Origin of the sequence: Neorhizobium huautlense (genome assembly GCF_002968575.1) — a bacterium.
Lineage (GTDB): Bacteria > Pseudomonadota > Alphaproteobacteria > Rhizobiales > Rhizobiaceae > Neorhizobium > Neorhizobium huautlense.
In genome coordinates this window covers 48630-61113 of the sequence record NZ_PVBM01000004.1, presented here as the reverse complement: position 1 = coordinate 61113, position 12484 = coordinate 48630, and the positions used below count along the sequence as shown (strand labels likewise).

Sequence of the window (12484 nt, the reverse complement as noted above, 5' to 3'; positions counted from 1 at the left end):
GCAAGGACTTAGCCGGGTTGTTCTACCTTATCAGGATGGCTCGGAAGTCATTGACATTCGTGCCGGTCGGCCCCGTCTGAAAGACGTCTCCGATCGCCGAGAAGCCGGTAAAGCTGTCATTGGCGTCGAGAAGCTTCCTGGCGTCCAGGCCGGCTGAGCGAAGTCGTCTTGCCGTGGTGCCATCGGCAAAGGCGCCGGCATTGTTTTCCGAACCGTCAATGCCGTCCGTATCCGCTGCAAGCGCCGTGATCCCGTGACCATCGATTGCGAGCCCAAGAGCCAGCGCGAACTCACCGTTGCGTCCGCCTCGGCCGCCTTTTGCACGCAACGTCACGGTCGTCTCGCCGCCCGATAACAGGACGGCCGGCTTTGAGAAGGGTCTGTCGCGCAAGGCCACCTCGCGGGCCAGGGCCGCGTGAACCAGCGCCACATCCCTGGCTTCACCTTCAATGGAGTCGGAGAGGATATGGGGGGTAACTCCATTTGCGCGGGCTACTTCCGCTGCGGCTTCGAGCGAGACGCCGGCGGAGGCGATGACGAAATGCTCGTGGCGGGAGAAGACGGGATCGTCGGGTGTTGGCGCGTCGGCCGCAGAGGAATTTAAATGCGCAAGCATCGCATCGGGCAAATCCAGCTTGTACTGTTCGATGATGGCGAGAGCGTCATGCCTGGTCGTGTCGTCGGGTATGGTCGGGCCGGAGGCAACGAATGCCGGATTGTCCCCTGGAATGTCCGAAACGATAAGACTGACGACGCGCGCCTTGGTGGCGGCGGCCAAACGTCCGCCTTTGATGGTCGAAAGATGCTTGCGAACCACGTTCATCGCCGAGATCGGCGCACCGGAGGCAAGCAAGACCTCATTAAGCGCGATCTCGTCGTCAAGCGTCAGACCCTCAGGCGGGGCGGGCAAGAGAGCCGAGCCCCCGCCGCAGATCAGCGCAATGACAAGATCCCGCTCGTTGAGATCGCTGATTGCCTGCACCAGGCGTTTTGCACCGGCAAGCCCGGCGGCGTCAGGCACCGGATGGGAGGCTTCCAGGATCTCGATCGAATTTGTGCGGCAGCCGTAGCCATAGCGGGTCACGACCAGGCCCGAGAGTGGCCCCTGCCAGACGCTTTCAAGGGCTGCCGCCATCTGCGCGGCTCCCTTGCCTGCGCCGATTACGACCGTGCGTCCGCCATTTGGCGGGGAGGGAAGATGGTTCCTGATGCCGGTCAGCGGATCGGCGGCATTGACGGCGGCGTGGAACAGCGCCGCCAGAAAGTTCCTGTCTTCCATTTCTCACTCCTCGAAGTCCGGCATCTTTCGATCACGGCGGCTGACGACCGTCAACCGGGCTTGATCGCCCGCTACCGCGTAGCGCGGGAACAAACCGAGCGGCACTCGGTTGTCCTTGAGATTCGCCGCATGGAAGGAGTGACAAATGACCGAACATATCAAGGAAGCGGGCTATCCGGGGCAAATCGACATCGGCGGCAGTCGATCGGCCGTCACCTATAAGCTCAAGGCTCGCAAGGAGGACGATGGAGCCTTTCACGTCGCCGTCAGCCTCACGGCGCCCCGCGATTGGCTGCTGAAAAACGGGTTCCGCAAGGAGGCAACCCTGGTGCGGCAGGATGGAAACCGGATTCCGGTGCATTTCGAAGAGACATTGAACGTTGCCGACAACATATCGGTGACACTGCGCGCCGATGACGCCGTGGTCGGTTCAATGGAGGAGCTGCGCAACAAGTTTCCGGAGTTGCGGGCTAGCTGATTACCGGGCAGGCATGATCTCGGCAGCGGATTGCCGAATGGTCTGCATTAGAATGGCAAGCGGGGTTGAGGTTTCTGCGTCGACCCGCATGGTCAGGCCTACGGGCCCCCGGGTCTCGGTGGTGTCGATTGGCAGCGCTGCCAAATTGCCGTCCGCAATCTCTGCTGCAACGACACCGGCCGAAATGATCCATATCGCATCGCTCGATTTGACGAAAGCGCGTCCAAAGGCATCCGAAACCGTCTCCACCTGGGTCGGCAGAGTTGCGACGCCGTTGGCGATAAGGAATTGCTCCACCGACGGCCGGATGATCGAGCCGCGCGAGGGCATCAGCACCGGATAGTCGGATAACCCCTCGAAAACCGACTGCTTGCTTTCCAGCAGCGGGTGGCCGCACCGGACCGCAAAGACCACCTGTTCGGAATAAAGGTGTTCGAAGGAAAGGCCGGCCATCTTCTCCGGGGAGGCCAGGCGGCCGACGACGAGGTCAAGATCGCCGACCCTGAGCTGCTCCATCAACACCGCATTATCCCCGGTTACGATCTTGACGCGGCTCCCGGTCTTCTCGGCCAGAAACAACCCCATGGCGCGCGGCATGATCCGGGTCGATACGGTCGGCAGAGCGCCGATCCTCACGGGAGGAGCGGAATCGAAGAGCTCCTGCGATACGGAGTCTATGCCTTGCCGCAGCGCCGTCAGCGCGGCGCCGGCATGGCGCAGGAACACTTCCCCGTAGCGGGTAATGCGGATGCCCCTCCCTTCGCGCTCGAATACCGAAACGCCCAGGGCATCTTCCAGTTCGCGGATGGTCTTTGTGACAGCCGGCTGACTCACGTGGAGTATTTCGGCAGCTCTTACGACGCTTTTCTGACGCGCGACTTCGACAAATGTATGCAAGTGTCGAAACTTGACTCGAGAATTGATCAAGATCAAATAACCTTGGGGTTAGGAGAACATGCTGAAAATATCATTTTACCTAACCAGAAACTAGTGCAATCTACCAATGCGAGAGGAGGCGCGGATGCAGTTTGTGCACATTAACGATATCGTGATCCATTACGACATCCGCCGCGCGGATGACGGCCGGCCCACCATCGTCTTCATCAATTCGCTGGGGACCGATAGCCGCATATGGCATCAGGTACTCCCGAAGCTTGCCGAGGATTACACAATCCTGACTTACGACATGCGTGGCCACGGCTTGTCGGGCCTGGGAAACCCTCCCTACTCAATCGAGGATCACGCTTCCGATCTCGCCGGCCTGCTGGATCACCTTGCGCTGTCTCGCGTCATCGTCTGCGGCTTGTCCGTCGGCGGGTTGATTGCTCAGGGTTTGTATGAGAGCCGGCCGGATTTGGTAAAGGCGCTTGTGCTTTCCAACACGGCCCACAAGATCGGCACGAACGAGATGTGGGCGGCGCGCATTGCGGCGGTGGAAGAAAAGGGAATCGGCAGCATCCTGGAGGCCATCATGCAGCGATGGTTTACCGAAGGCTTCCGCAGGCCGGAAAACGCAGCTTACCAGGCATATTGCAATATGCTCGTGCGTCAGCCCGTGAGCGGCTACAGCGGTACCTGCGCGGCAATTCGCGATGCCGACTTCACTGCTGCGGCAAAGGAAATCGCCGCGCCGACGCTCTGCATCGTTGGCCGCGAGGATGGTTCCACGCCGCCTGACGTGGTGAAATCTCTTTCCGATCTCATACCCGGCTCGCGTTACGAGGTCATCGAAGGCGCGGCGCATATCCCGTGCGTGGAGGCCCCAGCCGCTTACGCCGCCCTAATCCGTGGCTTCATCGAAGAATTGGAAGAGGAATAGACATGGCCGAAGCTCAAGCGCCATCCGACCGCTATGCCGATGGTCTTAAGGTTCGCCGTTCGGTGCTCGGCGACGCCCATGTGGACCGTGCACAGGCGAACCAGACGCCGTTCGATCAGCCGTTCCAGCAACTCATAACCGAAAGCGCCTGGGGTACGCTCTGGTCCCGCCCGAACTGGACCAGGCGCGAACGTTCCATGGTGACGATCGCGTTGCTTGCCGCGCTTGGCCATTATGAAGAGGTCGCGATGCATATTCGTGCCACCGCCAATACCGGTGCGACGAGAGACGATATCTGCGAGGCCTTGATGCATGTGGCAATCTACGCCGGGGTTCCGGCCGCCAATCATGCGTTCAAGGTGGCCAAGGCGACCTACGCCGAAATGGACGCGGAAAAGGCCGCGGAGGAGGTAAGATGAAAAATATGCCACCCGAAACCACACCCTTCTTTGCTCGCGACAGGGCCTGGCACCCGCCGGCATTCACGCCCGGTTACAAGACTTCGGTGCTCCGCTCGCCGCAGCGCGCGCTGATTTCGCTTGAAGGCACCAAGAGCGAGATCACTGGTCCGGTTTTCGGCCATAATATTCTCGGCGAATTCGACAACGACCTGATCGTCAACTATGCCAAGCCGGGCGAGATGGCGATCGGCGAACGCATCCTCGTCCACGGCCGCGTGCTGGACGAGCGCGGCGTCGGTATCCCGGGAGCGCTGGTGGAGTTCTGGCAGGCCAATGCCGGTGGCCGCTACCGCCATAAGAAGGAAACTTATCTTGCGCCCCTCGACCCGAATTTCGGGGGCTTCGGCCGCGCCATCACCGACGAGAACGGCGGTTATTTCTTCAAGACCATCAAGCCCGGCCCCTATCCGTGGCCGAACGGCGTCAACGATTGGCGCCCGGCGCATATCCACTTCTCGGTCTTCGGTCATGGCTTCGCCCAGCGCCTGATCACCCAGATGTATTTCGAAGGCGATCCCATGGTCTGGATCTGTCCCATCGTCAAAACCATTCCGGACGAGAACGCCATCAAGGGCCTGATTGCCGCTCTCGACATGCAAAACACCATCCCGCACGACATGCGGGCCTATAAATTCGACATCATCTTGCGCGGCCGCCGCTCGACATTTTTCGAGAACCGCAAGGAAGGTAACTGATCCATGGTTCAGCCGCTCACTTACTTCAAGGAATCGGCCTCCCAGACAGCGGGGCCCTATGTCCACATCGGCTGCACGCCGAATTTTTCAGGCATCACCGGCGTTTATCCCGAGGATCTGGGCTCCGGTTCGCTGGTCAACGACAAGACCCGCGGCGAGCGCATCACCATTCGCGGTTTCGTCTATGACGGCGTAGGCACGCCGCTCAAGGACGCGCTGATCGAGATCTGGCAGGCGGACGCGGACGGCTTCTACAACAGCCCCTCGGAAACCCGCGGCAAGGGAGATCCGAACTTCTTCGGCTGGGCTCGCCAGCCCGGTGACATGGCGACCGGCGAATTCGCCTTCGAGACGATCAAGCCGGGAAAGGTGCCCTTCCGGGACGGCCGGCTGATGGCCCCGCATGTCAATTTCTGGATTGTCGCCCGCGGCATCAATCTCGGCCTCAACACCCGCATGTACTTCTCCGACGAGGAAGAGGCCAATGCGGCGGACCCGATCCTGTCGCGCATCGAGCACCGGGTTCGCGTTCCCACCCTGATCGGCAAGCGTGACGGGGCGGTGGTGACGTTCAATATCTATCTTCAAGGCGAAAACGAAACCATCTTCTTCGATATCTGAGAAACGAAGAATTCAGGAGTCGGCATGAGCCTTTCGGCTTTCGAGCACCCCTACCTGTCCGGTCTTGTCGGCGACGAGGAGACCGGACGACTGTTTTCGGCCGAGGCCGAAATCAAGGCTATGCTGGCATTCGAAGATGCCCTGGCCGGCGCGGAAGAAAGCGCGGGTGTCATTCCCGCACACGCGTCGCAAACAATCAGCGCAGCGTGTCAAACATTCGTGCCGGATTTGGGAAGGCTTCGCGCCGGAACCGGGCTTGACGGCGTTGTCGTTCCCGAGCTCGTGCGGCAACTGCGCCAGGCAGTCGGCGGCGAGGCGGCACAATATGTGCATTTCGGTGCCACCAGTCAGGACGTTATCGACACTGCGCTGGTTCTCAGACTGAAGCCACTTTGCGGGCTGTTCAACGATCGACTTTTTTCGATCGAAAAGGCTTTTGAAGAGATGGATCGGGTCTTCGGCGCTCGGTCTCTTATGGGTCACACCCGCATGCAAGCGGCGATCCCCATCTCCGTATCTGATCGTATCCGCGCATGGCGGGAGCCGCTGACGCGCCATCGCGGGCGGCTGGAGAATTTCTCAACCACTGGCCTTGCGGTGCAATTTGGCGGGGCGGCAGGCACGCTGGAAAAACTGGGCGACAAGGCTGAGATCGTGCGCCAGGCCCTTGCCTTCAGGCTTTCGCTTGGCAACGCCGCCCAGTGGCAAAGCCAGCGGGACCGTCTGGTCGAACTGGGCGGCATTTTGGCGATGACTTCCGGATCGCTTGGAAAGTTCGGTCAGGACGTGGCGCTGCTTGCTCAGGTGGGCGGCGATATCGAGCTTGCCGGCGGAGGCGGTTCCTCCGCCATGCCTCACAAGCAGAATCCGGTGGCTGCCGAAGTGTTGGTTGCGCTTGCCCGGTTCAATGCCGTGCAGATTTCCGCCCTGCAGCAATCGATGGTTCACGAGCAGGAGCGGTCGGGTGCTGCATGGACACTGGAATGGCTGGTCCTGCCGCCGCTCGTGATGGCAACAGGGGCCGCCTTGCGTCTTGCGGCGGAGCTTGCGGCCAATATCCGGTCGCTCGGACGGTAGGCGAACGTCGGGCTTCAGCTCAGAACCGCACTGAGCCTGGCAAGCACAGACAGAAAAACCTTCTTGTCTTCACCGGCAATCTCCTCGAGAAGCCTGTCATGCGCATCGGCAATTACCTGGAGCCGTTCCTGCATGCTGCGGCCATCCTCGGTGAGCCTGACACTGTAGCTGCGCTGGTCATCGGGATTTAACTGCCGGTCGATCAAGCCGCGATCGGCAAGGTCCTTCAGGCTCGACGTGAGGGTCGAGCGATCGCGGCCGCAGATACGGCTGAGTTCTGATGGCGTCATGCTGTCGCGCTGAGCCAGCACGGTCAGCAGCGCATACCAGCCGGGCTTCAGATCGGCCCCTCCGGTCGCCTTCGCGAAAGTCTGAAACGACGCCTCTTGCGCCACGCGCAAGTGATAGCCGATGCGGTTTTGGAATATCGAGGATATGAGATCTTGGGTGTCCCTAGACGATGCCCGCGCGTCGTTCGCCCGCTCTACCGATAGCTTCCCTGTCATCGTGCCGTCCTCCCCGCCGCAAAACTAACGTAACGGAACCAGATCGGCAAGATAGTTTGATATCAAACCATATTATCTGAGGCACGAGCAGACAAGGGTCGGTGAAGCGGAACCAACTCTCCGCCACGCCATCTCCAAAGCTTCCCCGCGCAAGGATCATCCGGCGAGGATATTGAAAAAGGAAAAAACGTAGAATCCGATCACGATGAGAGCGGCCAAAGCCAGCAATAAGGCAGGAATGCTGTTCATAATGTCCCTCTCTGTCCCGCCGATTTAACGCACTGGAGGCTTGGACGTATCCATCAAAATTCGTGGGTGACCCGTGGAGGCTAAGAAAGTGTTTCCCATGCCAGTCGCGAAGGGTGCGGCAAGATATCTCAACGGATATAACGCTGGTCAAAAAATTGCGGGACGATATATTCTCTGAGATATCTCGATTAACTCAAGAGGGACATTCATGACCACCGATCGCCGCTCCTGGAAGAATATCTCGTTCGCCTTCGCCCTAGGCGTTTTCATGGCAGTGGTCGGGATGCTCGGCCCGGCACTGGCGCAGGAAAAGGTGACGGTATTTGCAGCTGCCAGCATGAAAAACGCCCTCGACAACGCCAACAAGGCCTTCGGCAAGCCGGTGACCGCTTCCTACGCTGCCAGCTCGGCGCTAGCCAAACAGATCGAGGCCGGCGCTCCCGCCGATATCTTCATTTCGGCCGATATCGACTGGATGAATTATCTTTCCGAACGAAAGCTCGTGAAGCAGGACAGCAGGTTCAACTGGCTCGGCAACCGGATCGTCCTCGTTGCTCCCAGCGACAATGCAAGACCTGTCGATATCAGGCCCGGCTTCGATCTGGCCGGCCTTCTTTCCGGCGGCAGGCTGGCGATGGGGGCGCCGGCGTCCGTGCCGGCCGGAAAATACGGCAAGGCTGCGCTCGAGAAGCTCGGTGTTTGGCCGGCGGTGGAAAAGAGCATTGCAGGTGCTGAAAGTGTACGCGCCGCACTGGCATTCGTCTCGCGTGGGGAAGCCCCCTACGGCATCGTGTATCGGACGGACGCCGCTGCGGATCCGGGGGTAACGGTCGTCGGGACCTTCCCGGAAGATAGTCACCCTCCGATCATCTACCCGATCGCAATCCTTGCAAATGCGAAATCCGCAGAAGCGTTCGCCTATCTTGATTTCCTCAAATCGCCCGAAGCTGCGCCCTTTTTCGAAAAAGAGGGCTTTACCATTTTAAAGTGATTGCCGCCTCGGAAGGACGAACGGAAACGGCTCCTGTTGAGGCCCGTTTCTCGTTCGTCTTCGGCGGTTGCTCGGTGCGTTGACTGCCTGCCCGAGATCGTTTGTTCCCCATTCTCGAACATTGCGTTTGGAAATCACGCCCTACCGGACGAGCGCCGCAACCTCCATTTCCATGACCAGAAGTAGGCGACTGCTTCTTTGAAAGACCAACCCGGAGCCCATTTCTTACGGCTCCGCCCGAAAGAGAATACGACCATGAAAAGCATTATTTCCACCGTCGCTGCAGCCATGATCGCCTCGGCTTCATTTGCTGGCGCTGCTTCTGCTGAAGGCGACTATTACAACGGCACCTCGAAGGCGCAGGTCGCCGCCCGAGCCGACTCCTCGGTCGACGACATCAGGACCAGCAGTGTCGAGCAGTCCCACGGCGACAGCCAAGGCGCTCGTCAGCCGATCTTCGGCCAGACAAGCCGGGACAACCGCTGACGGTACCTGAGACGAGCGCATTTCATTCAAGATACCGAATACCCATCCGCCTGGCAGGTCGCAAACTTAAGCCGCGGATGCACTCTGAAAGGAATAAAGCAATGAAGACGTCATTCTCCGTAATTTCGGCCATGATCGCTGCCACCGCTTTTGCAGGTTCCGCGCTTGCCGAAGGAGATTATTTCGAAGGCACTGCCAAGACCCAGGTTTCTGCAAAGGTCGACAACGTGAGAACCGGCAGCATCGGTGAGATCCGCGTCGACGGTCGCAACCACGGCCAACCGATCTTCGAGAAAACCAACCGCGATAATCGCTAACCGCGTTTGAACTTTCTAAGCCTGCGCGGGCGGCACGACAGGATTGCCCGCGCGCTGATATTTCTGGCGCCGGGAGAGACTTGGCTTGAAGTCAAAAGCTCTTCCGCCGCCGGCATCACAAGAGAAGTTTTCCTGCAGTACCCTAGCCATCCAAGCCGTCCCGATATATCCAAAGTGATATATTGTCCTGGGCAGGATCGACGTTTGGACTGGCTTCAATTGAGCGACGAGGAATGGGCCGCGATCAGGCTGAGCCTGTGGGTTTCCGCCGTCGCGATGACCGTAAGCCTGCCCTTCGGCATCCTGATCGCCTATCTGCTGGCCCGAGGCCGATTTTGGGGAAAATCGATTCTCAATGGCCTGGTGCATCTGCCGCTCATCCTGCCTCCGGTGGTAACCGGTTTCCTCTTGCTTGTCCTTTTCGGTCGACGCGGGGTCATAGGCGCCTTCCTGGACGAATATCTCGGCATTGTCTTTTCGTTTCGATGGACCGGTGCCGCGCTTGCCTGCGGCGTCATGGGGTTCCCGCTGATGGTGCGGTCCATACGCCTGTCGGTCGAAACAGTGGACCGTAAGCTGGAAGAGGCGGCAAGGACGCTCGGCGCCAGCCCGGCCTGGGTATTCATGACTGTCACCCTGCCGCTGATCCTTCCCGGCATTATCGCCGGCATGATCCTTGCTTTCGCCAAGGCCATGGGCGAATTTGGTGCGACGATCACCTTCGTGTCCAACATTCCCGGCGAAACGCAAACCCTATCCGCAGCAATTTACACCTTTACCCAGGTGCCCGGCGGTGACGCTGGCGCCATGCGGCTGACGATCGTGGCGATCGCGATTTCTTCCGCCGCTCTGCTTGCTTCCGAATTCATGGCCTATCTGGTCGGCAAAAGAGTGCAGGTCGAATGACGCTGGTTGTGGATGTGCACCAGACGCTGGGCGGGTTCGTGCTTGACGCCCGCTTCGCATCCAGACGTGGCGTGACGGCGCTGTTTGGGCCGTCGGGATCAGGAAAGACCTCTCTGATCCGGGTGATTGCCGGGCTTTCCAAGCCGCAACGGGGAAGCCTCCGGATCGATGAACAGGTGCTGCTCGATACCGAAAGAGGCATATTCGTGCCGGCGCATCGACGCCATTTCGGCTATGTTTTCCAGGAAGGTCGGCTTTTCCCGCATCTGACCGTCCGCCAGAATCTCAACTATGGATGGTGGTTTGCGCCGAAGTCTGCGCGCGTTCGCGACTTCCGGCACATCATCGATCTTCTCGGTATTGGCGGATTGTTGGATCGCCGGCCTGCAACACTCTCCGGCGGAGAAAAGCAGCGCGTGGCGATTGGGCGGGCTTTGTTTGCCGGACCGCGATTGCTCCTGATGGACGAGCCGCTTGCCTCCCTAGACGACCCACGCAAAGCAGAGATACTTCCCTATCTGGAGAGGTTGCGGGACGAAACGTCGACACCGATTGTCTATGTCAGTCATTCGACCGCGGAAGTGGCGCGCCTGGCCGACCAGGTGGTGATGATGCAAAATGGCCGGGTCGAGGCGGTTGGAACCACTTCGGAGATCTTGGGCGGCTTTTCCTTCCTATCGTCGGACCGTCGGGAAGCCGGAGTGGTACTTTCGGGCGCCGTCGAGACGATCGACGCCGTCCACCACCTGGCGACGATAAGGCTTTCAACTTTTCGGCTGATCGTTCCGACCGCGCAGGTGGAGGTCGCGGCAATGGTCAGGCTGCATATCCCGGAACGGGATGTGATGATTGCGACAAAGCGGCCGGAGGGCCTGAGCGCCCTTAACATCGTCGAGGGTCGCGTCGCTGCGATCGAGGCCGATGGCGAGGGCATGGTGCGCGTGCGTATCCGTTGCGGCGACGATTTTGTACTCGCCCGCATCACCGCGCTTTCGGCCGAACGGCTTTCGTTGAAACTCGAAGAACCAGTCTTTGCGGTGATCAAGACAGTAGCGCTGGAACGCTGATCTGCAGCAGCTGGAGGATCGCCACCAAAATTTTGCACACGCGTGCATTTTGTCATTCGGGTGTTATGGAGGCCCACTAAACCGCTCTCGTTGATCATGAATTCAGCGCTTCCGCCGCACGAGGTCAGTGCCTGCCGGTGTCCGGAAGCAGCCATTTTCGCTCTTCGGGGAGTTAAACCATGACTGTTCTTCCGATATTGAAATCCGCCGCGCTCGCCGCCGTTCTTCTCACCTCGACCGCCGTCTTTGCCTCCGCCAAAGATTTCAGCATTTCCGTCTGGTCGGGTGGTTCCGGCCCGAATGACAACTACCGCGTCGATGCGATCGAAATTGCCGCAGACATTCTCGAGCGCGAAGCCGCAGTCCGCGGCGAACAGCTCAACATCATCGTGCAGAAGACGCCCTATTCCGGCTGGGAAGATTTCAAGCAGGCGCTGACGCTTGCCGCAGAAGCCAAGAAGGCTCCGAACATCGTTGCGACCGGCCATGAGGATATCGGTCCCTGGGCTCAGGCGGGTCTTATCGTTCCGGCCGAGGATTATATCGACCTCGATGCGTGGCCGATCAGCGATATCTACCCAAACCTCATGGAGATCGCCTCCTTCAATGGCACGGTTTACGGCATCCCGCAGGACGCCGAATCCCGCCCCTTCTTCTTCTGGAAGCCTTACATGAAGGCGATCGGCTATACGGATGCTGATCTCGAAGCTCTGCCGGCAAAGGTCGAGAAGGGCGAATATACGCTGAAAAACGTCCTCGAAGATGCCAAGAAGATGCAGGACAAGGGTCTTGTCCAGGCCGGGTACGGCTTCTATCCGCGCACCAATAACGGCCCTGACTATTGGCAGTTCTACACCTCTTTCGGCGGCGTCATGGAAGAAGAAGGCAAGCTTGTCTTCGACAAGGCCGCGATGAAGCGCACCTATCAGTATTTCGCCGACCTCGTTGCAGCAGGCGTCACCAAGAAGAACCATATTGGCATGCCCGGCGACCAGTGGTGGAAGGAAGTCGCCACCGGCAAGGCGGGGATCTGGCACGGCGGCACCTGGCACTATGCACGGCTGGTGAACCAGGAAGGCCTCAAGGACTTCTTCGACAACGTCCAGTTCACACTGATCCCGGCCGGCGAAGGTGGCAAGGCAAATACGCTCACCCATCCGTTGACCTATCTCCTGATGGCGGGTCACGATCAGGAAACGACCCAGATCGCTGCCGATCTCGTCAAGATCGCTTCCGAGCCGCGCATCAATGCGCTGCATGCCATCAAGTCGGCGCATCTCGGCATCTCGCCATCCGAGACCAAGGTCGATCTCTACTCCAGCAACCGCTGGGCCTCGGAGGCAACCGAGCGCCTTCTGCCACATGCCAATGCGATGCCGAACAATGCCGATTTCGGCAAGTATTGGACGATCATGTGGAAGAACATGGAAGCGGCCTGGACCGGCGCTAAAACGGCTGACGCCGCAGTCAACGATGCCGAAGCCGAGCTGAAGTCGACGCTCGGCAGCGCAATCGTCATCCGCTGATCAAGG

15 protein-coding genes are annotated in these 12484 nt (G+C 59.5%); 12 read left to right on the top strand and 3 right to left on the bottom strand.

The features are described 5' to 3' along the window. Positions 1-22 precede the first annotated feature (22 nt). Positions 23-1279, bottom strand: a complete 1257-nt coding sequence (locus C5L12_RS05950; RefSeq protein ID WP_105371108.1) for a glycerate kinase type-2 family protein — start codon at positions 1277-1279, stop codon at positions 23-25. 145 nt (positions 1280-1424) lie between these two features. On the opposite strand from C5L12_RS05950, the gene C5L12_RS05945 reads away from it, so the two are divergent. Next, positions 1425-1757, top strand: a complete 333-nt coding sequence (locus tag C5L12_RS05945) for a hypothetical protein (protein WP_105371107.1) — start codon at positions 1425-1427, stop codon at positions 1755-1757. Here C5L12_RS05945 and pcaQ read toward each other — a convergent pair whose 3' ends face one another. Then, entirely contained in the window at positions 1758-2684 is a 927-nt protein-coding gene (pcaQ, locus tag C5L12_RS05940; protein WP_105371310.1) for a pca operon transcription factor PcaQ, read from the bottom strand. It abuts the gene before it with no gap. A gap of 94 nt (positions 2685-2778) precedes the next feature. Here pcaQ and pcaD point away from each other — a divergent pair, with 94 nt between their 5' ends. Genes pcaD through C5L12_RS05915 form a run of 5 tightly spaced genes read left to right on the top strand, consistent with a single transcriptional unit; the run spans position 2779 to position 6430 of the window. Continuing rightward, positions 2779-3576, top strand: a complete 798-nt coding sequence (gene pcaD / locus C5L12_RS05935) for a 3-oxoadipate enol-lactonase (protein ID WP_105371106.1) — start codon at positions 2779-2781, stop codon at positions 3574-3576. A gap of 2 nt (positions 3577-3578) precedes the next feature. Continuing rightward, entirely contained in the window at positions 3579-3995 is a 417-nt protein-coding gene (gene pcaC, locus C5L12_RS05930; protein WP_105371105.1) for a 4-carboxymuconolactone decarboxylase, read from the top strand. Continuing rightward, a complete protein-coding gene (pcaH, locus tag C5L12_RS05925; RefSeq protein WP_105371104.1) occupies positions 3992-4732 on the top strand; it encodes a protocatechuate 3,4-dioxygenase subunit beta in 741 nt (246 codons plus the stop codon). The genes pcaC and pcaH overlap by 4 nt, the downstream gene beginning before the upstream one ends. 3 nt (positions 4733-4735) lie before the next feature. Further along, a complete protein-coding gene (gene pcaG, locus C5L12_RS05920) occupies positions 4736-5353 on the top strand; it encodes a protocatechuate 3,4-dioxygenase subunit alpha (protein WP_105371103.1) in 618 nt (205 codons plus the stop codon). Positions 5354-5377: 24 nt separating this feature from the next. Beyond that, positions 5378-6430 carry a 3-carboxy-cis,cis-muconate cycloisomerase gene (locus C5L12_RS05915; protein WP_105371102.1) on the top strand — a complete coding sequence of 351 codons (1053 nt, stop codon included), beginning with the start codon at positions 5378-5380 and terminating at the stop codon, positions 6428-6430. A 14-nt stretch (positions 6431-6444) separates the two neighbouring features. Here the strand turns inward: C5L12_RS05915 and C5L12_RS05910 are convergent, their stop codons facing one another. After that, positions 6445-6936 (bottom strand): MarR family winged helix-turn-helix transcriptional regulator, encoded by a 492-nt coding sequence (locus C5L12_RS05910; RefSeq protein ID WP_105371101.1) that lies wholly within the window; start codon positions 6934-6936, stop codon positions 6445-6447. A gap of 517 nt (positions 6937-7453) precedes the next feature. Here C5L12_RS05910 and modA point away from each other — a divergent pair. The 6 genes from modA (at position 7454) to C5L12_RS05880 (ending at position 12478) form a co-directional block, all read left to right on the top strand. After that, positions 7454-8176: a molybdate ABC transporter substrate-binding protein gene (modA, locus tag C5L12_RS05905; RefSeq protein ID WP_245422793.1), complete on the top strand. Its 723-nt coding sequence runs from the start codon at positions 7454-7456 to the stop codon at positions 8174-8176. 255 nt (positions 8177-8431) lie between these two features. Then, complete coding sequence (locus tag C5L12_RS05900) at positions 8432-8662, top strand: hypothetical protein (RefSeq protein ID WP_105371099.1); 231 nt, start codon at positions 8432-8434, stop codon at positions 8660-8662. 101 nt (positions 8663-8763) lie between these two features. Beyond that, positions 8764-8979 carry a hypothetical protein gene (locus C5L12_RS05895; protein ID WP_105371098.1) on the top strand — a complete coding sequence of 72 codons (216 nt, stop codon included), beginning with the start codon at positions 8764-8766 and terminating at the stop codon, positions 8977-8979. A gap of 204 nt (positions 8980-9183) precedes the next feature. After that, complete coding sequence (modB, locus tag C5L12_RS05890) at positions 9184-9885, top strand: molybdate ABC transporter permease subunit (protein WP_105371097.1); 702 nt, start codon at positions 9184-9186, stop codon at positions 9883-9885. Continuing rightward, positions 9882-10952: a molybdenum ABC transporter ATP-binding protein gene (gene modC, locus C5L12_RS05885; protein ID WP_105371096.1), complete on the top strand. Its 1071-nt coding sequence runs from the start codon at positions 9882-9884 to the stop codon at positions 10950-10952. Before modB ends, modC begins: the two co-directional genes overlap by 4 nt. A 179-nt stretch (positions 10953-11131) precedes the next feature. Further along, on the top strand, positions 11132-12478 hold the full coding sequence (locus C5L12_RS05880) for an extracellular solute-binding protein (RefSeq protein ID WP_105371095.1): 1347 nt from the start codon (positions 11132-11134) through the stop codon (positions 12476-12478). Positions 12479-12484: the final 6 nt, after the last annotated feature.